The sequence below is a fragment of the Streptomyces filamentosus genome, assembly GCF_014654895.1.
GTDB classification, from domain to species: Bacteria; Actinomycetota; Actinomycetes; order Streptomycetales; family Streptomycetaceae; genus Streptomyces; species Streptomyces filamentosus.
This window is the reverse complement of sequence record NZ_BNBE01000001.1, coordinates 2,734,114-2,752,371: the sequence shown is the minus strand read 5'-3', so window position 1 is coordinate 2,752,371 and position 18,258 is coordinate 2,734,114. Positions and strand designations below refer to the sequence as shown.

The 18,258-nt window shown below is 71.0% G+C and carries 14 protein-coding genes and 1 tRNA gene; 8 read left to right on the top strand and 7 right to left on the bottom strand.

Annotation, left to right across the window (positions count from 1 at the left end; genetic code table 11):
- The first annotated feature begins 33 nt into the window (after positions 1 to 33).
- On the top strand, positions 34 to 1,167 hold the full coding sequence (locus IE326_RS12455; protein WP_150229521.1) for an acyl-CoA dehydrogenase family protein: 1,134 nt from the start codon (positions 34 to 36) through the stop codon (positions 1,165 to 1,167).
- Positions 1,168 to 1,189: 22 nt separating this feature from the next.
- Here the strand turns inward: IE326_RS12455 and IE326_RS12450 are convergent, their stop codons facing one another.
- From IE326_RS12450 to IE326_RS12435, 4 genes are all read right to left on the bottom strand, one after another.
- On the bottom strand, positions 1,190 to 1,531 hold the full coding sequence (locus tag IE326_RS12450; protein WP_150229523.1) for a rhodanese-like domain-containing protein: 342 nt from the start codon (positions 1,529 to 1,531) through the stop codon (positions 1,190 to 1,192).
- A gap of 136 nt (positions 1,532 to 1,667) precedes the next feature.
- Positions 1,668 to 2,627 (bottom strand): hypothetical protein, encoded by a 960-nt coding sequence (locus IE326_RS12445; RefSeq protein ID WP_373310183.1) that lies wholly within the window; start codon positions 2,625 to 2,627, stop codon positions 1,668 to 1,670.
- Between the two features lie 169 nt (positions 2,628 to 2,796).
- Positions 2,797 to 4,242: a DUF2252 domain-containing protein gene (locus IE326_RS12440; RefSeq protein WP_190041525.1), complete on the bottom strand. Its 1,446-nt coding sequence runs from the start codon at positions 4,240 to 4,242 to the stop codon at positions 2,797 to 2,799.
- Positions 4,243 to 4,383: 141 nt separating this feature from the next.
- On the bottom strand, positions 4,384 to 5,550 hold the full coding sequence (locus IE326_RS12435; RefSeq protein ID WP_190041524.1) for an ABC-2 transporter permease: 1,167 nt from the start codon (positions 5,548 to 5,550) through the stop codon (positions 4,384 to 4,386).
- Between the two features lie 79 nt (positions 5,551 to 5,629).
- Between IE326_RS12435 and IE326_RS12430 the strand changes: the two genes are divergently transcribed.
- Positions 5,630 to 6,094 carry a MarR family winged helix-turn-helix transcriptional regulator gene (locus IE326_RS12430; RefSeq protein ID WP_150229532.1) on the top strand — a complete coding sequence of 155 codons (465 nt, stop codon included), beginning with the start codon at positions 5,630 to 5,632 and terminating at the stop codon, positions 6,092 to 6,094.
- Between the two features lie 25 nt (positions 6,095 to 6,119).
- Here IE326_RS12430 and IE326_RS12425 read toward each other — a convergent pair whose 3' ends face one another.
- The 3 genes from IE326_RS12425 to IE326_RS12415 form a co-directional block, all read right to left on the bottom strand.
- Positions 6,120 to 6,755, bottom strand: a complete 636-nt coding sequence (locus IE326_RS12425) for a response regulator (RefSeq protein WP_150232865.1) — start codon at positions 6,753 to 6,755, stop codon at positions 6,120 to 6,122.
- 106 nt (positions 6,756 to 6,861) lie between these two features.
- A complete protein-coding gene (locus IE326_RS12420) occupies positions 6,862 to 8,571 on the bottom strand; it encodes a sensor histidine kinase (protein ID WP_229915306.1) in 1,710 nt (569 codons plus the stop codon).
- Between the two features lie 397 nt (positions 8,572 to 8,968).
- Positions 8,969 to 9,055 (bottom strand) — tRNA-Leu (locus IE326_RS12415).
- Positions 9,056 to 9,765: 710 nt separating this feature from the next.
- Here IE326_RS12415 and IE326_RS12410 point away from each other — a divergent pair.
- The 6 genes from IE326_RS12410 (at position 9,766) to pknB (ending at position 17,875) form a co-directional block, all read left to right on the top strand.
- Positions 9,766 to 10,617: an FHA domain-containing protein gene (locus IE326_RS12410; RefSeq protein ID WP_030761248.1), complete on the top strand. Its 852-nt coding sequence runs from the start codon at positions 9,766 to 9,768 to the stop codon at positions 10,615 to 10,617.
- 10 nt (positions 10,618 to 10,627) lie between these two features.
- Positions 10,628 to 11,158, top strand: coding sequence for an FHA domain-containing protein FhaB/FipA (locus IE326_RS12405; protein ID WP_150229534.1), 531 nt, complete (start codon positions 10,628 to 10,630; stop codon positions 11,156 to 11,158).
- Positions 11,159 to 11,254: 96 nt separating this feature from the next.
- A complete protein-coding gene (locus IE326_RS12400) occupies positions 11,255 to 12,745 on the top strand; it encodes a Stp1/IreP family PP2C-type Ser/Thr phosphatase (RefSeq protein WP_150229536.1) in 1,491 nt (496 codons plus the stop codon).
- A 26-nt stretch (positions 12,746 to 12,771) separates the two neighbouring features.
- Positions 12,772 to 14,193, top strand: a complete 1,422-nt coding sequence (locus IE326_RS12395) for an FtsW/RodA/SpoVE family cell cycle protein (RefSeq protein WP_150229538.1) — start codon at positions 12,772 to 12,774, stop codon at positions 14,191 to 14,193.
- Positions 14,190 to 15,650 (top strand): peptidoglycan D,D-transpeptidase FtsI family protein, encoded by a 1,461-nt coding sequence (locus IE326_RS12390; protein ID WP_150229540.1) that lies wholly within the window; start codon positions 14,190 to 14,192, stop codon positions 15,648 to 15,650. Before IE326_RS12395 ends, IE326_RS12390 begins: the two co-directional genes overlap by 4 nt.
- Positions 15,651 to 15,808: 158 nt before the next feature.
- A complete protein-coding gene (gene pknB / locus IE326_RS12385; RefSeq protein ID WP_190041523.1) occupies positions 15,809 to 17,875 on the top strand; it encodes a Stk1 family PASTA domain-containing Ser/Thr kinase in 2,067 nt (688 codons plus the stop codon).
- Positions 17,876 to 18,258: the final 383 nt, after the last annotated feature.

The following is an 18,258-nucleotide window of genomic DNA, read 5'->3' as shown; positions in this document are numbered from 1 at the left end:
AAGAGCAACGGACAGCAACGGAAGGACAGGGCCATGGACTTCACGTTCACCGAGGAGCAGCAGGCGGCCGCGGAGACGGCCCGCACCGTCTTCGCCGACGTCGCCCCCGACGCCGTGCCCAGCCCCGCCCTCACCCCGACCGCCGTCTCCGACGACCTCGACACCGCCCTGTGGCAGCGCCTCGCCGCCACCGACCTCCTCGGGCTGCCCGTAGCCCCGGAACACGGCGGCACCGGCCTCGACCCCATCGCGCTCTGCCTCGTCCTGCGCGAGTCCGCCCGCGTGCTGGCCCGCGTCCCCCTCCTGGAGACCACCGCCGTCGCCCACGTCCTCCAGCACCACGCCCCGGCCGCCACCGCCGCCGCACTGCTGCCCGAGGTCGTCGCCGGCCGCCTGGTGCTCACCGCCGCCGCCCACGGCACCACCGGCCACGAACCCGCCGAGCGGGCCGTCACCGCCCGCCCCGACGACGGCCACTGGATCCTCGACGGCACCACCGACCACGTCCCGTGGGCCCACCACGCCGACCTCACGGCCGTCCCCGCCCACACCGCCGACGGCCGCACGGTCCTCGCGCTGCTCCCCCGCGACCACGCCGGACTCACCCTCGACGCCCAGTACGGCACCCACGGCGAGCGCCTGGCCCGGCTCCGCCTCGACGGCGCCCGCCTCCCCGCCGACCGCGTCCTCGACTCGGCCGACGCCTGGCCGGCGCTCCGCGCGCTGCTCACCACCGGAACGTGCGCGCTCGCCCTCGGCCTCGGCGAACAGGTCCTCGCCATGACCAGCCAGTACACCGGGAAACGCGAGCAGTTCGGCCACCCCGTGGCCACCTTCCAGGCCGTCGCCGTTCAGACCGCCGACCGCTACATCGACCTCCGCGCGATGGAGGCCACCCTGTGGCAGGCCGCCTGGCGCGTCACCACCGCCGCCGACACCGCGCTGCCCGCGGAGGCGGACCTCGCCGTCGCCAAGATCTGGGCCTCGGAAGGGGTGCGCCGCGTCGTCCAGACCGCCCAGCACCTGCACGGCGGCTTCGGCGCGGACACCGACTACCCCCTGCACCGCTACCACGCCTGGGCCAAGTACCTCGAACTCTCCCTCGGCCCGGCCGCCGCCCACGAGGAGGCCCTGGGCGACCTCATCGCCGCCCACCCCCTGGACTGACCCGTACGGACGGGCCGACGGCTCAGGCGACGAACCCGGGCCCGCCGTCCGACACCACCGGACGACCGGCGCCCTCCCAGGCCACCATCCCGCCGTCCACGTTCACCGCGTCGTAGCCCTGCTGCACCAGGTACTGCGTGACCTGCGCCGACCGGCCGCCCACCCGGCACATCACATAGGCGCGGCCCCGCTCGGCGAGCACCTCACCGAGCTCGGAGAACCGCGCCACGAAGTCGCTCATCGGCACGTGCAGCGCGCCCTCGACCCGACCGGCCGCCCACTCGTCGTCCTCCCGCACGTCCAGCACCAGGGCATCGGCGGGCACGGACGCGGCGGGCACCGACGGAAGCGGGGCGAAACTCATGACACTGACCTTCTCTCGTGTACGGCGTGCACGGCGTGCAACGCGTGTACGGCGTGTACTGCGCGTCCGGCGGCCACCGGAGCAGGGGCGCCGGGGAGGACGGAGGTACGCCGGAACCACCTCGCCCCGAAAAAACCTACTGCACCAGCTCGGCCAGCTCGGCCTCGCGCTCGGTCACCTGACCGCGCAGCTGCTCGGCGATCTCCTCCAGCAGCCGGTCAGGATCCTCCGGCGCCAGCCGCAGCATCGAACCGATCGCGCTGTCCTCCAGCTCCCGTGCCAGCACCGACAGCATGTCCTTGCGCTGCGCCAGCCACTCCAGCCGCGCGTACAGCTCCTCGCTCTCGCTGAGCCGCTCCTCGGCGGGCACCGGCCCCGCCTCCCACTCGGCGGCGAGCTCCCGCAGCAGCCCCTCGTCACCCCGCGCGTAGGCGGCGTTCACCCGGGTGATGAACTCCTCCCGCCGCTTCCGCTCTTCCTCCTCCCGCGCCAGATCGGGATGGGCCTTGCGGGCCAGCTCGCGGTAGAGCCGGCGCACCTCCTCGCTGGGCCGCACCCGCTGCGGAGGCCGCACCGGCCGCTCGGTCAGCATCGCGGCCGCCTCGGGGGAGAGGCCGTCGGAGTCGATCCAGTCGTCGAAGAGCGCCTCGACCCCCGGCAGCGGCAGCACCGCGGCCCGCGCCTCCCGCGCCAGCCGCAGATCCTCGGGATCCCCGCTCCGCGCGGCCCGCGCCTCCGCGATCGACGCGTCCAGCTCGTCGAGCCGCGCGTACATCGGACCCAGCTTCTGGTGGTGCAGCCGCGAGAAGTTCTCCACCTCGACCCGGAAGGTCTCCACGGCGATCTCGAACTCGATCAACGCCTGCTCGGCCACCCGAACAGCCCGCTCCAACCGAGCCTCAGGCCGCTCCTGCCCGGCCTCCTGGCCCTGGTCCTGGCCCTGGTTCTGGTCCTGGCCCGCATCCGGTCCCGGGTTCAGATCCTGGCCCGCGTCCTGTCCCAGGTTCGGGTCCTGGGAAAGACCCTGGTCCTGGCCGTCCTGATCCTGGCTCTGGTCCTGGCCCTGACCCTGGTCCCGGCTCTGGTCCTCGCTCACGTTCCCGCCCGCCCACGTCTTCGTTCCGGCCCGACCTCTCAAGCCTAGGTCCTTACTGGGGGCCCCTCCCCCCCTCCCTCCCCTCCCCCTCCCCCCCCTCGTTCGTTCTTCGGTGCGTCGCATCGCATCGCGTCGCGTCGCGTCGCGTCGCGTCGCGGGCAGCCGGGCGTCAGACGCCCAGTTCTGCCGCCATGCGGCCGGTGCGGATCGCCGCGAGCAGGTCGGCGTGGTCCGCGGTGGTGCGGTCGGCGTAGGTGACCGCGAAGGCGGCGATGGCCTCGTCGAGCTCTTCGTTCTTGCCGCAGTAGCCGGCTATCAGGCGCGGGTCGGCGCTGTGGGCGTGGGCGCGGGCGAGGAGGGCTCCGGTCATGCGGCCGTAGTCGTCGACCTGGTCGGCGGTGAGGGCGGCGGGGTCGACGCTGCCCTTGCGGTTGCGGAACTGGCGCACCTGGAAGGGGCGCCCGTCGACGGTGGTCCAGCCGAGCAGGATGTCGCTGACGACCTGCATGCGCTTCTGGCCGAGGACGACGCGGCGGCCTTCGTGGCCGGGTTCGGGGACGGCGAACCCGGCGGCGGGCAGGTGGGGCAGGAGGACGGACGGGCGGGCCTCCTTCACCTGGAGGACGAGGGGTTCGCCGCGGTGGTCGAGGAGCAGGACGACGTAGGAGCGGGTGCCGACGCTTCCGGTGCCGACGACCCGGAAGGCGACGTCGTGGACGGCGTAGCGGGCGAGGAGCGGGAGGCGGTCCTCGGAGACGGTCTCCAGGTACTCGCCGAGGGCGTGGGTGACGGCGGCGGCTTCGGCGTCGGGGACCCGGCGCAGGACCGGGGGAGCGTCGACGAAGCGGCGTCCGCCGCCTTCGGTCTCGGCGACGGCCTCGGTGGAGCGGGCGGCGAACCGGGCGCTGGTGTTGTTGCGGGCCTTGGCGGAGACCCGTTCGAGGGTGCCGAGGAGGTCGCGGGCGTCGGTGTGGGAGACGAGTTCCTCGTCGGGTATCGCGTTCCAGGCGTCGAGGGCGGGCAGGCGGGCGAGGAGCCGCATGGTGCGCCGGTAGGCGCCGGCGGTGTCGAAGGCGGCGGCCCGGCAGGTGTCCTCGTCGGCGCCGACGACGCGGCCGGCGAGGACGAGGGAGGTGGCGAGGCGCTTGAGGTCCCATTCCCAGGGGCCGACGGCGGTCTCGTCGAAGTCGTTGAGGTCCATCACGAGCCGGCCGCGGGCATCGCCGTAGAGGCCGAAGTTGGCGGCGTGGGCGTCGCCGCACAGTTGGGCGGCGACGCCGGTGACGGGGGTGCCGACGAGGTCGTGGGCCATGAGGCCGGCGGATCCGCGCAGGAAGGCGAAGGGGTTGGCGGCCATGCGGCCGACGCGGATGGGGGCGAGTTCGGGGACGCGGCCGCGGCTGGACTCCTCCACGGCGCGGACCGCGTCGGGTCGCCCCGCGGGGAGGTCGAGGCCTGCGTGGGAGGCGCGGGGGACGACGGTCCGCAGGTGCTTGCCGTGGTCCTTGGGAGAGTGGCCCGTGGTGCCGCGCCGGGCGAATCCGGGCACGTACGGGACGCGTTCCCCGTCCGCCGCTCCGCGCTGTCCCGGCACGACGGCCTGGATCTCGTCCATGGGACGACCTCCCCCGATGACTGTTCCGAATCGCCGCGGCGGTCGGCCGCGGCGACTTCTTTCGGGGCTGACGGTACAGCCGGTGCGGATCAGCCGTCTCCCCCTGTGGACAACGGCCTGTGGACAACCGTCCGCCCCAGGTCAGACGGCCACGGCCTCCTCCATCTCCTCCTCGATCTCCGCGTGCTCCGCACTCTCCTCCTGCGTCCCCTGCGTCCCCTGCGTCCCCTGCGTCCCCTTCGGGTCCTTCAGTTCCTTCGGGTCCTTCTCCGACCGCGTCGTTTCCCGTCCGGTGTCGCCCGGCTTCGCGGTGACCGCGTTCCGCCGGGCCTCGGTGCGGCCGGCGAGGGTGACGAGGGCGACTCCGGCGAGGAACCAGAGGGCGAGGACGAGGACGTTGCCGCCGAGGGCGTGGCCGTCGAAGTAGACGTGGCTCCGGATGCCCTCGACGAGGCCCGCGCCGTTCCAGAAGGCGTGGAGGGAGCCGAAGAAGCCGGGCTGGAGTTCGGGCCGGTAGATGCCGCCGGAGCTGGTGAAGTTGAGCATCACGAAGAGGACCATCACGCCGAGCGTGGTCCAGCGGCGGAGGTAGGTGTGCAGGCCGACGCCGATGAGGAGGATGCCGGCGGCGTAGAGCCAGGACAGGGCCCAGACGCCGGCGAGGCCGTGGTCGACGAGGTGGAAGACGGGTCCGGCGAAGAGGGTGCCGATGAGGCTGACGACGAGCGGGGTGCCGGCGGCGAGGAGGGCGCGGAGGCGCATGGGGAGGGCGGCTCCGGCGGCTCCGATGACGGCGACGGAGGCGTAGGCGCCGATGCTGACGGCGACGAGGAGGAAGAAGACGCCCTGGCCGGTGGGGTCGCCGGAGGCGGTGGGGGCGAGGTCGGTGACCTTGAGGGGGGCGTCCTGGCCCGCGGCGACCTTGGTGAAGACCTTCTCGACGGCCATGGCACTGGTGTCGGAGGAGGCGGAGGCGACGAGGAGCTCGGGGTGCTCGCCGGGGATGTAGGCGCCGTAGCTCTCCTGCCGGCCGAGGGCCGTGGCGGCGGTGGCGCGGTCGGGGACGGTGCGGACGTCGAGGGCGCCCGCGGCCTTGTCCTGGAGGGTCTGGGCGAGGACCTGGGTGGTGGGGCCGGAGCCGACGACGTCGACGCGGAGGTCGTGGGGCTGGGGGGCGTGGAAGGCGCCGAGGTAGGCGAGACCCATGCCGATGCACATGAGGAGGGGGGTGAGGAGGTGCCCGAGGACGTGCCGCAGGGCGCCGGCGGTGGGGTTCGGTCCTGTGGACACGCTGACCTCCGAAGGCATGGTTGGCTTTTACAACTAAAGAACCGTTGTACTATACAACTGAAAGCTCGTACGGGGCGAGCTCGGCAAGGGAGCCCACATGTCGGACGCCGGTACCGGAGCGCCGCGCGAGGCGTCCGTGGACGTCATCCAGCGCGAGCTGACGGCCTTCGCGCGCCGGGCCCGGGCCGCCGCGGCCCGGGTCCACCCCGAGATCCCGCTGGTCTCGTACACGCTCCTCGCCCACATCGAGGAGCAGCGCGGCTGCCGTGCCACGGACCTCGCGGCGCACTACCTGCTGGACAAGTCGACGGTCAGCCGCCAGCTGGCGGGCCTGGAGAAGCTGGGCCTGGTCGAGCGCCGGCCCGCCCCGGAGGACCACCGGGTCCAGGTGCTGCACCCGACCGAGGCCGGTCTCCGGGTGCTCGCCACCGCCCAGGCCAACCGTCTCGCCGCCTATCAGGAACGCCTCAAGGACTGGTCGAGCGAGGACCTGGACCGCTTCGCCGGCTACCTCCTGCGCTACAACGCCGCAGGCCCCGCCGACCTCTCCGGCCCCCGCTGATCCGAGGGGCCCGGGAGGGCCCCGGCTACAGTCCCGCGTCGCGGGCGAGCAGGGCGGCCTGGACGCGGTTCTCGCAGTTCAGTTTGGCGAGGATCCTGCTGACGTAGGTCTTCACGGTGGCCTCGCTCATGTGGAGCCGGCGGCCCGCGTCGGCGTTGGAGAGCCCTTCTCCGAGGAGGGCGAGGACGGCGCGCTCCTTCTCGCTGAGTCCCGCGATCCTGCCGCGGGCCTCTTCGGCGCGGGCACTCTCCCGGTTGGAGGCGAGCCGTTCGACGACGTGCCGGGTCGCCGCCGGGGAGAGGTAGGCGTCGCCCGCGGCGGCGGCCCGGACCGCGCCGATCAGTTCGGCGGGCGCGGTGTCCTTCAGCAGGAAGCCCGCGCTGCCGTGTTCCAGCGCCCGCAGGACGTTCTCCCGCTCGCCGAAGGTGGTGAGGACGATCACCCGGGCCGCCGGGGCGGCGCGGCGCAGTTCCGGGAGGGCGGAGAGCCCGTCGAGGACGGGCATCTGGATGTCGAGCAGGACGACGTCGGCGGCGTGGGAGCGGGCGGCCTCGACGGCCTCCCTGCCGTTCGCGGCCTCGGCGACGACGTGGATGTCCGGGTCCGAGTTGAGGATCATCCGGATGCCCGCCCTGATCAGCGGCTCGTCGTCGGCGACCACGACCTTGACGGCCGGGCCCGGCCGTCCTGCTCGTCCGGCCCGTCCTGACAGCTGCTCTGGCAGCACTGCCCCTCCCCCAACGCCTTCGGTGCGGGTCGCCGAGACGCTACTGCCTCACGACGTACGACTTCTTCTCGATCAGCTTGCCGTCCTTGAAGCAGAACCGGAAAACGGGGTTCGCCTCGAAGTCGTCGCCCATCTCCGTGGAGGGCAGGACGAGGCAGTCGGCGCCTTCGGGTCTGGCGGGGCCGCCCTTGTCCGTGATGCCCATGGTGGCGAGGGAGTCGTCCTCGGGCAGCGTGGCCCGGACTTCTTCCTCGGGGTCGCCGACCTGGACCGAGGCGTATTTCTCGGGGCTGATCATGCCGTCCATGACGGAGCCGAAGAAGTAGAAGAGGCCGAAGCCGGCCGCGACGAGGAGGACGACGAGGGCCGCGAACGCGATGCCGCAGCCGATCGCGACCGATCCTCCGGTGCTCCGGGTCTTCCCCCCGCGCAGTGCCATCGCCAACTCCCGTTCCGTGAAGGTCCAGTCGGGATCTCCGACCGCTACGGAACGACCTTCTCCGTCGAAGTGCTTCGTCGACTGCTGCCGGAAGTCGTCGGCCGCGTCGACCAAAGGCGTTGCCGTCTCCCCGGTCGGCGCGGAGCCGTACGGCAGCATCCCGGCGACCCGGAAGCCTCCGCCGTCGGCCGGGCCCGCGTGGCACATGCCGCCGACGAGCCGGGCCCGTTCGACGAGTCCGGCCAGGCCCTGCCCGCCGCTGACGACGCCCTTCGAAGGGCCCGCGGGCGGCTCCTCGTTGAAGATCTCGACGACGAACGTGTCGGGTTCGTAGCGCAGTTCGACGCCGATCGGGGCGCCGGGGGCGTACTTGTAGGCGTTGGTGAGGGCTTCCTGGACCATGCGGTACGCGGCGTGCCCGGCGGCCGGTTCCAGGGGCCGCTCGTCGCCGTCCCGCCGCAGTTCGACCCGGGTGCCGGCGGCCCGTGCGGCGTCGACGAGGCCCTCGATGCCGGCGATGCCGCGGGCGGCGCGCCCGCTCTCGTCCCCGGCGCCGACCGGGCCGGTGTCGGCTTCCACGGCCTCGGTGCCGTCGCGGAGTATGCCGACGACCTCCCGGAGTTCGTGCATGGCCGTCACGGAGGCGTTCCGGAGCACTCCGACGATCTCCCGCTGCCGCTCGTTCAGTTCGCGGTCGACCTCCAGCGCGCCGGTGTGGACGGCGATCAGGGCAAGTTGGTGGCCGAGGCTGTCGTGCATGTCCTGGGCGATGCGCTGCCGTTCCCTCAGCCGGGCGTTCCGCCCGATCATGGTCCGCTCGCGCACCAGCCGGACGTTGCGCTCCTGGAGGGCGTGGAGGAGGGTGCGACGCTGGGCCCAGTAGCGGTGGGCGATGCCGGGCGCGAGGGTGGTGCCCAGGTAGTAGAGGGTCGCCATGAAGGCGAGGGTGAGCAGTCGCTGCTGGTCCCAGGTGGCGATCAGGGTGGCGGCGACGTTGAGGACGTAGGCGGCGACGAAGGCGTACAGGGCCCGCCCCACGCCGACGATGTAACCGCCCGCGGACCAGCCGAGGACGAGCAGGAGCGGGCCGAGGCCGGGGACGAGGGGGGAGAGTCCCGCGGTGAGGACGAGTACGGTGGCGGGGAGCCGGCGGCGCAGCAGGGACAGCAGGGCGGACGCGGCGGCGACCAGGACGAGCTGTCCGCCTTCTCCGCCGAGCAGTTCCTCGGTGCCGGCGGCGAGCAGGGCGACCACGGCGGCGAGGGCCGTCTCTCCGACCGTCCGACGCCGGGACCATTCCCCTGCGGGCACGAGCCATCTCCACGCGGCGACCGCCCGCGCCCCGGCCCTGCGGCCGGTCCCGTTCCCGTCCCCGTTCCCGTCCACGGTCCTCGGTGCCGTCGTCCCCGTCGCGTTCAGGCTGGTCGTTTCCACCCTCGCACCCTAGGCAGCGCCGTGACCGCCGGACGTCCCTCTTTCGTCGCGACCGGGAACGACGAAAGGCGAGCAGTTCTCGACGAGCGGCACCCGGGGGCCGGTGACCGGCAATCAGCGACCGGGCATCCGTGGCCGGAGATCAGCGATCGCCGTCCGCCGTTCCGGACGGAGCCAGGAGCGGAGTGGAGCGGAGTGGAGCGGAGTGGCAAGCGTCACACTCCTCCGAACAACGCGGAAGCCCCGTAGGTCTGAGACCTACGGGGCTTCCGTCTGGTGCGCGAGGGGGGAGTTGAACCCCCACGCCCTTTCGGGCACTGGAACCTGAATCCAGCGCGTCTGCCTATTCCGCCACCCGCGCATTGGGTGGTCTCCCGGTCTCTCACTTTTCAGTGGGAGCGCCTGGCGACATCTGAAGATTAGCACGTCGCAGGCGGTGGATTCACATCCGTTGTTTCGGCCCTCCGCCGGCAGAACAGGAGGAGGGGCAGGGAGTGCGGGTGAAGGCAGGAACGTGAGGGAGGGGAGCGGACGGCGGACCGGCCGACGCGGGCGGCGACAGCGGCATCCGCAGCCGCGACGGTGGCGGAAAGGGCAGACGTCGAGGACGACGGAAGCAAGGGGAGGCAGAGAAGGGGAGGGTGAGGGCAGGGCCCTCCCCCTCTGCCGCTTGTCCGGCCCCCGCTCCTCCCGTCCCCCGCCCTCCCTCTCCGAAGAGGCTCCGCCGCCGAAGACAAGAGACGGACGGTGGACCCCCGGGGGAGAAGTGCGCAGAAGAATGGAGAGAAGGGACACAGGGGAAAGAGGGGAGGGAACGGAGAGACGGGGGGAGAAGCGGGAGGTTGCGGCGCCGACCGTGCCGCCCCGTGCCCCCGCTCCCCCACTCCGGCCCTCCTGTCCGACAGCCGCGTGCGGGACACTGTCCACAGGCCCCCTCTACGATCCCTGGGGGGAGGGCCTGTGAGAGGTGACACTCGTCCACAGGGCAGAGAAGGGGAACCAGCCGATTTCCCGACGCGTGGATACGATCAGTAAGCAGTACCAGGACGGCAACGACGGAGGAGGTGCCCCATGGGAGTCCTGAAGCGTTTCGAGCAGCGTCTCGAAGGTCTGGTCAACGGCACCTTCGCCAAGGTGTTCAAGTCCGAGGTCCAGCCGGTCGAGATCGCCGGCGCGCTCCAGCGCGAGTGCGACAACAACGCGCAGATCTGGAACCGCGAGCGGACCGTCGTCCCCAACGACTTCATCGTGGAGCTCAGCACGCCCGACTACGAGCGTCTGAGCCCGTACTCGGGCCAGTTGGGCGACGAGCTCGCCGGCCTGGTCCGGGACTACGCCAAGCAGCAGCGGTACACCTTCATGGGGCCGATCAAGGTCCACCTGGAGAAGGCCGAGGACCTCGACACCGGCCTGTACCGGGTGCGCAGCCGTACGCTCGCGTCGAGCACGTCCCAGCCGCAGCCGCACCCCGGCGGGCACTCCCCGCAGCACCAGCCCCCGCACGCGCCCCAGGGCCAGGGCGGCGGCTACGGATACCCGCAGGGGCCCCCGGCCGGGGCTCCTCCGATGCCGTCCTCGCCGCCGCCCGGGGGCGGGGGTCCCCGGCCTGCCGGCGGCCGTCCCGCCGCGCCCGGCGGTACCCAGGTGCGCCGCTGGATCGAGATCAACGGCACCCGCCACCAGATCTCCCGCCCGACCCTGGTCCTCGGCCGCAGCACCGACGCGGACGTGAGGATCGACGATCCCGGCGTCTCCCGCCGGCACTGCGAGATCCGGACCGGAACGCCCTCGACGATCCAGGATCTCGGATCCACCAACGGCATCGTGGTGGACGGGCAGCACACCACCCGCGCTACGCTCCGCGACGGCTCGCGGATCGTCGTGGGCAGCACCACCATCGTTTACCGGCAAGCCGAAGGGTGAAGCGGGGGCAATGTCAGAGCTGACCCTGACGGTCATGCGGTTGGGTTTCCTGGCCGTTCTGTGGCTGTTCGTCATCGTGGCCGTCCAGGTCATCCGCAGCGACCTCTTCGGTACGCGGGTGACCCAGCGCGGTTCGCGCCGCCAGGAGGCGCGCCCCCAGCAGGGCGGCGGCCGCCAGCAGGCCGCTCCGCCGCAGCAGCGCGGGCAGCAGCCGCAGCCGACCGGCGGCGGCCGGTCGCGGCGCGGCGCCCCGACGAAGCTGGTCGTCTCCGAGGGCACCCTCACCGGTACCACCGTGGCCCTCCAGGGCCAGACGATCACCCTCGGCCGGGCGCACGACTCGACGATCGTGCTGGACGACGACTACGCGTCCAGCCGGCACGCCCGGATCTACCCGGACCGGGACGGCCAGTGGATCGTCGAGGACCTCGGGTCCACGAACGGCACCTACCTGGACCGGACCCGTCTCACCACCGCAACGCCGATTCCGCTGGGGGCGCCGATCCGCATCGGCAAGACCGTCATCGAGTTGCGGAAGTAGTACGACTATGAGCGAGCTGACCGGAGCGACCGGAGGGTGGGCAGTGTGGGTCGAGACCGGCTGTACCCCGATGCAGCGGCGACAGGGCAGGTGGGCATGAGTCTCTCCCTGCGATTCGCCGCGGGCTCGCACAAGGGCATGATCCGCGAGGGCAACGAGGACTCCGGCTACGCCGGTCCCCGGCTGCTCGCGATCGCCGACGGCATGGGCGGCCAGGCCGCCGGCGAGGTCGCCTCCTCCGAGGTGATCTCGACGCTCGTCGTCCTCGACGACGACATCCCGGGCTCCGACATCCTCACGTCGCTGGGCACGGCGGTGCAGCGCGCCAACGACCAGCTCCGGATGATGGTCGAGGAGGACCCGCAGCTGGAGGGCATGGGCACCACGCTCACGGCCCTGCTGTGGACCGGGCAGCGGCTCGGCCTCGTGCACGTCGGCGACTCCCGCGCGTACCTGCTGCGCGACGGCGTCCTCACCCAGATCACCCAGGACCACACCTGGGTGCAGCGGCTCGTCGACGAGGGCCGGATCACGGAGGAGGAGGCCACCACGCACCCGCAGCGTTCGCTGCTGATGCGCGCGCTGGGCAGCGGCGACCACGTCGAGCCCGACCTCTCCATCCGCGAGGTCCGGGCCGGCGACCGGTACCTGATCTGCTCCGACGGCCTGTCCGGGGTGGTGTCGCACCAGACCCTGGAGGACACCCTCGCCAGCTACCAGGGCCCGCAGGAGACCGTGCAGGAGCTGATCCAGCTCGCGCTGCGCGGCGGCGGCCCCGACAACATCACGGTGATCGTCGCCGACGTCCTCGACGTCGACGGCGGCGACACCCTCGCCGGCCACCTCAGCGACACCCCGGTCGTCGTCGGCGCGGTCGCCGAGAACCAGATCCAGCTGAACGACGGCGGGGCGATGCAGACCCCGGCCGGCCGCGCCTCCGGACTCGGCCGTCCCGCGCACCACCAGCCGCCCGCGGGCGGCTTCGGCCCGCCCGGCAGCGGCGAGGACCACGGTTACGGCGGGCCGCCGCACGGCGCCTTCGACTCGTACGCCGAGGACGACTTCGTCAAGCCGCGCCGCAAGCGGCGGTGGATCGGGCGCACCCTGATCCTCGTCCTCGCGCTCGGCGTCCTCGCCGGCGGCGCGTACGGCGGCTGGCGCTGGACCCAGACCCAGTACTACGTGGGTTCCAAGGACGAGCACGTCGCGCTGTACCAGGGCATCAGCCAGGACCTCGCCTGGGTGAAGCTCTCGGAGGTCGAGACGGACCACCCCGAGATCGAACTCAAGTACCTCCCCGCCTACCAGCGGAAGCAGGTCGAGGACACGATCGCCGGCGGCAGCCTCGCCAAGGCCCGGACGAAGATCTCCGAGCTGGCGGTGCAGGCCTCGGCCTGCAAGAAGACCGAGCAGCGCCGGACGGCCCAGGAGAAGGCCGCCGCCGAACAGGCGGCGAAGCCCAAGCCGAAGCCGACCGACGGCACGACCGCCGAGCCCGACCCCAAGCCCACCACAGCCGCTCCGACCCCGGGTCCCACCCTCACCGCGGAGGAGCAGAAGCTGGCCTCGAACTGCGGCAAGCAGTAAGCACCCGTAGGGGGCCTTTCACCACCATGAGCGTTGTCACCAACACGACCACCATCGGCGCGATCGAGGCGCCGAGCCGCCGCAACACCGAGCTGGCGCTGCTCGGCTTCGCCGTCGCCATCCCGGTGTTCGCGTACCTCAACGTGGGCCTGGCCATCGACGGCGAGGTCCCGTCGGGCATGCTCGGGTACGGGCTCGGCCTGGCCCTGCTCGCGACCGTCGCCCACCTCGTGGTGCGCAAGTGGGCCCCGTACGCGGACCCGCTGCTGCTTCCACTGGCGACCCTGCTCAACGGCATGGGCCTGGTGCTGATCTGGCGCCTTGACCAGTCGCCGCGGCTGATCGCCACGTCGATGCGGCTGTACAAGAGCTTCAGCCCGGACGCACCCAGTCAGATGATGTACTCGGCGATCGGCATTGCGATGCTGGTGGCCGTGCTGTTGCTGCTGAAGGACCACCGGGTCCTCCAGCGCTACACGTACATCTCGATGGTGGCAGCACTCGTCCTGCTGCTGCTGCCGCTGGTGCCCGGCCTCGGTTCGGCCGTCTACGGCGCCAAGATCTGGATCAACGTCGCGGGGTTCTCCATCCAGCCCGGTGAGTTCGCGAAGATCGTGCTCGCGGTGTTCTTCTCCGGTTACCTGATGGTGAAGCGGGACGCGCTGGCCCTGGCCAGCCGCCGCTTCATGGGGCTCTACCTGCCGCGAGGCCGCGACCTCGGCCCGATCCTGACGATCTGGGCGGTCAGCCTCCTCATCCTGATCTTCGAGAACGACCTCGGCACCTCGCTGCTGTTCTTCGGCATGTTCGTGATCATGCTGTACGTGGCGACCGAGCGGACCAGCTGGATCGTCATGGGTCTGCTGATGTCCGTCGCCGGCGCGGTCGGCGTGGCCTCCTTCGCGGGCCACGTCCAGGCCCGTGTCGACGCCTGGGCCGATCCCTTCGCCTGTGCCAAGGACGTCGCCGCCTGCGACCAGATGACCGAGGTGCTGATGTCCTTTGGCTCCGGTGGCATCCTCGGCACCGGTCTCGGCCAGGGCAACTCCGACCTCATCGGCTTCGCCGCCAACTCCGACTTCATCTTCGCCACCGTCGGCGAGGAGCTCGGCCTGGCCGGCGTCATGGTCTTCCTGCTGCTGTACGGCCTGATCGTCGAGCGCGGCATCCGGACCTCCCTCGCCGCCCGCGACCCCTTCGGCAAGCTGCTCGCGATGGGCCTCTCCGGTGCCTTCGCGCTCCAGATCTTCGTCGTCGCCGGCGGTGTGATGGGCCTCATCCCGCTCACCGGCATGACGATGCCGTTCCTCGCGTACGGCGGTTCGTCCGTCATCGCCAACTGGGCCCTGATCGGCATCCTGATCCGGATCAGCGACACCGCGCGCCGCCCGGCGCCCTCCCCCGCCCCGAATCCCGACGCCGAGATGACCCAGGTGGTCCGTCCGTGAACAAGCCGCTGCGCCGGGTCGCGATCTTCTGCGGCCTGCTCATCCTCGCCCTGCTCCTGCGCGACAACTGGCTCCAGTTCGTCCGCGCCGACGAGCTGAACTCGCACGCGGACAACAAGCGGGTCCAGATCGAGCGTTACGCCACCGAGCGAGGCAACATCATCGTCGACGGCAAGCCGATCACCGGCTCCGTGGACTCGGGCGGCACGTACTACAAGTACAAGCGGACCTACGTGAACGGCCCCATGTGGGCCCCCGTCACCGGGTACGCCTCGCAGGTGTACGACGCCAACCAGATCGAGAAGCTCGAGGACGGCATTCTCACCGGCAACGACGACCGGCTCTTCTTCGACCGCACCCTCGCCATGTTCACCGGCGAGAAGAAGAAGGGCGGCGACGTCGTCACCACCCTCAACGGCGCCGCGCAGAAGGCCGCCTTCGAGGGACTGGGCGGGAACACCGGCGCCGTCGTGGCGATCGAGCCGTCCACCGGCAAGATCCTGGCGCTCGCGTCCACGCCTTCGTACGACCCCTCGACCATCGCCGGCAGCGATGACGAGAAGGCGTGGGTGGCGCTGGACACGTCCAAGGAAAAGCCGATGCTGAACCGCGCCCTGCGCGAGATCTACCCCCCCGGCTCCGTCTTCAAGGTCGTGACCGCCGCCGCCGCGCTGGAGTCCGGCAAGGTCAAGGACATCGACGCGCCGACGGACACCCCCGAGGGCTGGAAGATCCCGCTCTCCACCGTCCCGATGGTGAACCACGCCGGCGGCTGCGCCAACGCCAGCATCAACGAGGCGCTGCGGGTCTCCTGCAACTCGGTCTTCGCGAAGCTCGGCGACGACGTCGGCGTCGAGAAGATGAACGAGATGGCGGAGAAGTTCGGTTTCAACGCCGAGCAGTTCGTGCCGGTCCGTTCCGCCGCGTCGGTCTACGACAAGAAGGCCGACCGCGGTGGCAACGCGCTCTCCTCGATCGGCCAGTTCAACACCGCGACCACCCCGCTCCAGATGGCGATGGTGGCGGCCGCGATCGCGAACGACGGCAAGCTGATGAAGCCGTACATGATCGACCAGCTGCGCGCGCCGAACCTGGACGTGATCAAGCAGAACGAGCCCGAGCAGATGAGCCAGCCGGTCTCTCCGGAGAACGCCCAGAAGCTCCAGGCCATGATGGAGAACGTCGTCTCCCGCGGCACCGGCGGCAAGGCCGACGTGAACATGGACGGCGTGAAGGTCGGCGGCAAGACCGGTACCGCGCAGCACGGCGAGAAGAACGCCAAGCGCCCGTACGCCTGGTTCATCTCGTACGCCAAGACCGACCAGGGTTCCCCGGTCGCCGTCGCCGTGATCGTGGAGGACGCGGAGGGCGTCGGCCGTGAGGACATCAGCGGTGGCGGTCTGGCGGGCCCGATCGCGAAGTCGGTCATGAAGGCGGTTCTGAAGAGCCGCGGCTGATCTTGCAAAGGGCCGGTGCCCGCCAGGTACCGGTCGGATATCAGCTGCCCCACGCGGGCGGTGCGGCTCTTCGGGGCCGGTAGCGTATGCGCGGACAGCACACACCGCCGGACCACCCATGGGTGCGGTCGGGACAGACGGAGAGGGCTGGATTAGCTATGGAAGAGCCGCGTCGCCTCGGCGGCCGGTACGAGCTGGGCTCGGTGCTCGGCCGCGGTGGCATGGCCGAGGTGTACCTCGCCCAGGACACCCGGCTCGGCCGCACCGTCGCCGTGAAGACGCTGCGGGCCGACCTGGCCCGTGACCCGTCCTTCCAGGCCCGGTTCCGCCGTGAGGCACAGTCCGCCGCCTCCCTGAACCACCCGGCGATCGTCGCCGTCTACGACACCGGCGAGGACTACGTCGACGGCGTCTCCATCCCGTACATCGTCATGGAGTACGTGGACGGGTCGACGCTGCGCGAACTGCTGCACTCCGGCCGCAAGCTGCTGCCCGAGCGCACCCTGGAGATGACCGTCGGCATCCTCCAGGCGCTGGAGTACTCGCACCGCGCCGGCATCGTGCACCGCGACATCAAGCCCGCGAACGTGATGCTGACCCGCACCGGCCAGGTCAAGGTCATGGACTTCGGCATCGCGCGCGCCATGGGCGACGCGGGCATGACCATGACGCAGACCTCCGCGGTGATCGGCACCGCCCAGTACCTCTCCCCCGAGCAGGCCAAGGGCGAGCAGGTCGACGCGCGCTCCGACCTGTACTCCACCGGCTGCCTGCTGTACGAACTCCTCACCGTCCGGCCGCCGTTCATCGGCGACTCGCCGGTGGCCGTCGCGTACCAGCACGTCCGCGAGGAGCCGCAGCCGCCGAGCAACTTCGACTCCGAGATCACGCCCGAGATGGACGCCATCGTCCTCAAGGCGCTGGTCAAGGACCCCGACTACCGCTACCAGTCCGCCGACGAGATGCGCGCGGACATCGAGGCGTGCCTCGACGGGCAGCCGGTGGCGGCCGCGGCCGCGATGGGCATGGCGGCCCCGGCGTACAACGGCTACGGCTACCCGCCGGAGGACCAGCCGACCACCGCGCTGCGGCAGGCCGACCCGGTGGGCCAGACGTCGATGATGCCGCCGGTCCCGCCGGACGGCGGGGGCTACGGCGGGTACGACGGTTACGAGGACCGTCCGGACCGGCGCCGCGGCGGCCAGAAGAAGTCGAACGCCTCGACGATCCTGCTGGCGCTCTGCGGCGTCCTGGTCCTCGTCGGTGCGATCTTCATCGTCCGCTACGTCATGGACACCAACGACACCCCGCAGCAGACGACGGTGCCGCAGCTCGTCGGCCAGAAGATGACCGAGGCGGAGCGGTCCGCGTCCAACGCGCAGGTGAAGGTCCAGGAGGCGGGCAAGGAGCGCTGCGACCAGCCCACGGGCGCGATCTGCCGCCAGCAGCCGGTCGCCGACAACGTCCTCAAGATGGACATCGGCGCCACGATCCAGGTGTGGGTCTCCGAGGGCGCGCCGCTCGTGGAGGTCCCGGACGTCCAGGAGCAGTCGCTGGAGCGGGCCAAGGAGTCCCTGGAGGGCAAGGGCTTCAAGGTCAAGGTCGAGGAGGAGGAGTCCGAGGACGACCCGGGCACCGTCCTGCGGCAGGACCCGCAGAACGGCACCAAGGCCGAGAAGAACTCCGAGGTGACGCTCACGGTCGCCAAGCAGAAGCTGACGCTCCTGCCGCAGGTGACGGGCCGCGACGTCAACCTGTCCCTCCAGCAGCTGAGCGCCCTCCAGTTCACCAACGTGAAGCAGGAGGAGGTCGACAACGACCAGCCCAAGGGCACGGTCGTCGAGCAGAACCCGCCGGGCAACACCAACCAGCCGCTGAGCGTCGAGATCACCCTGAAGGTCTCCAAGGGCCCGCAGGTCCCGCAGATCACGATCCCCGCGGACATCGTCGGCAAGCCGCTCAAGGAGGTCCGGGACAATCTCCAGGGCCAGGGCATCACGGTCGTCGTGGCCGGTGTCGACAAGGACGACGCCCAGGTGCGCCAGTCGCTCCCGGCGCCGGGTTCGCAGGTGAAGCAGGGCGACACGGTCACCCTGATCACCGTGGACGCGGGCGGCGGTGCCGGCGGCGGTGACCAGGGCGGCAACAACAACGGCGGTGGCGGCCAGCAGCCCACCGACGACGCCAACGGCGACAACGGCGGTCTCGGCGGCTGGTTCGACTGATGCCTCTCTGACTAAAACATATGAGGATTGAGCCCTGGAAAGAATTCCAGGGCTCAATCGTTTCCGCGAACTTCATACCACTTGCGACAAAACTGAACATAAGGTTCGCTGATCCGAAATAGCGACTCTCCACCATGCAGACTTGACAAACAATCAGCCCCATAAGGGCGGCAGGGATACACTCAAAAAGCTCGACATCATCCTACGAATGAGGGAACCATGCCATCCACCAAAAACCGCATCATGGCAACAATCGCAGCACTGGCATCGATTTTGGGCTTTGCGCTCATATCGGCTCCCGCAGCAAGCGCGGGAGGATACGGGTGCAGCGGGGGTCTCATCGCGACCTATCCCGTGAAGACCAGCAGCGGTACCATATTTGG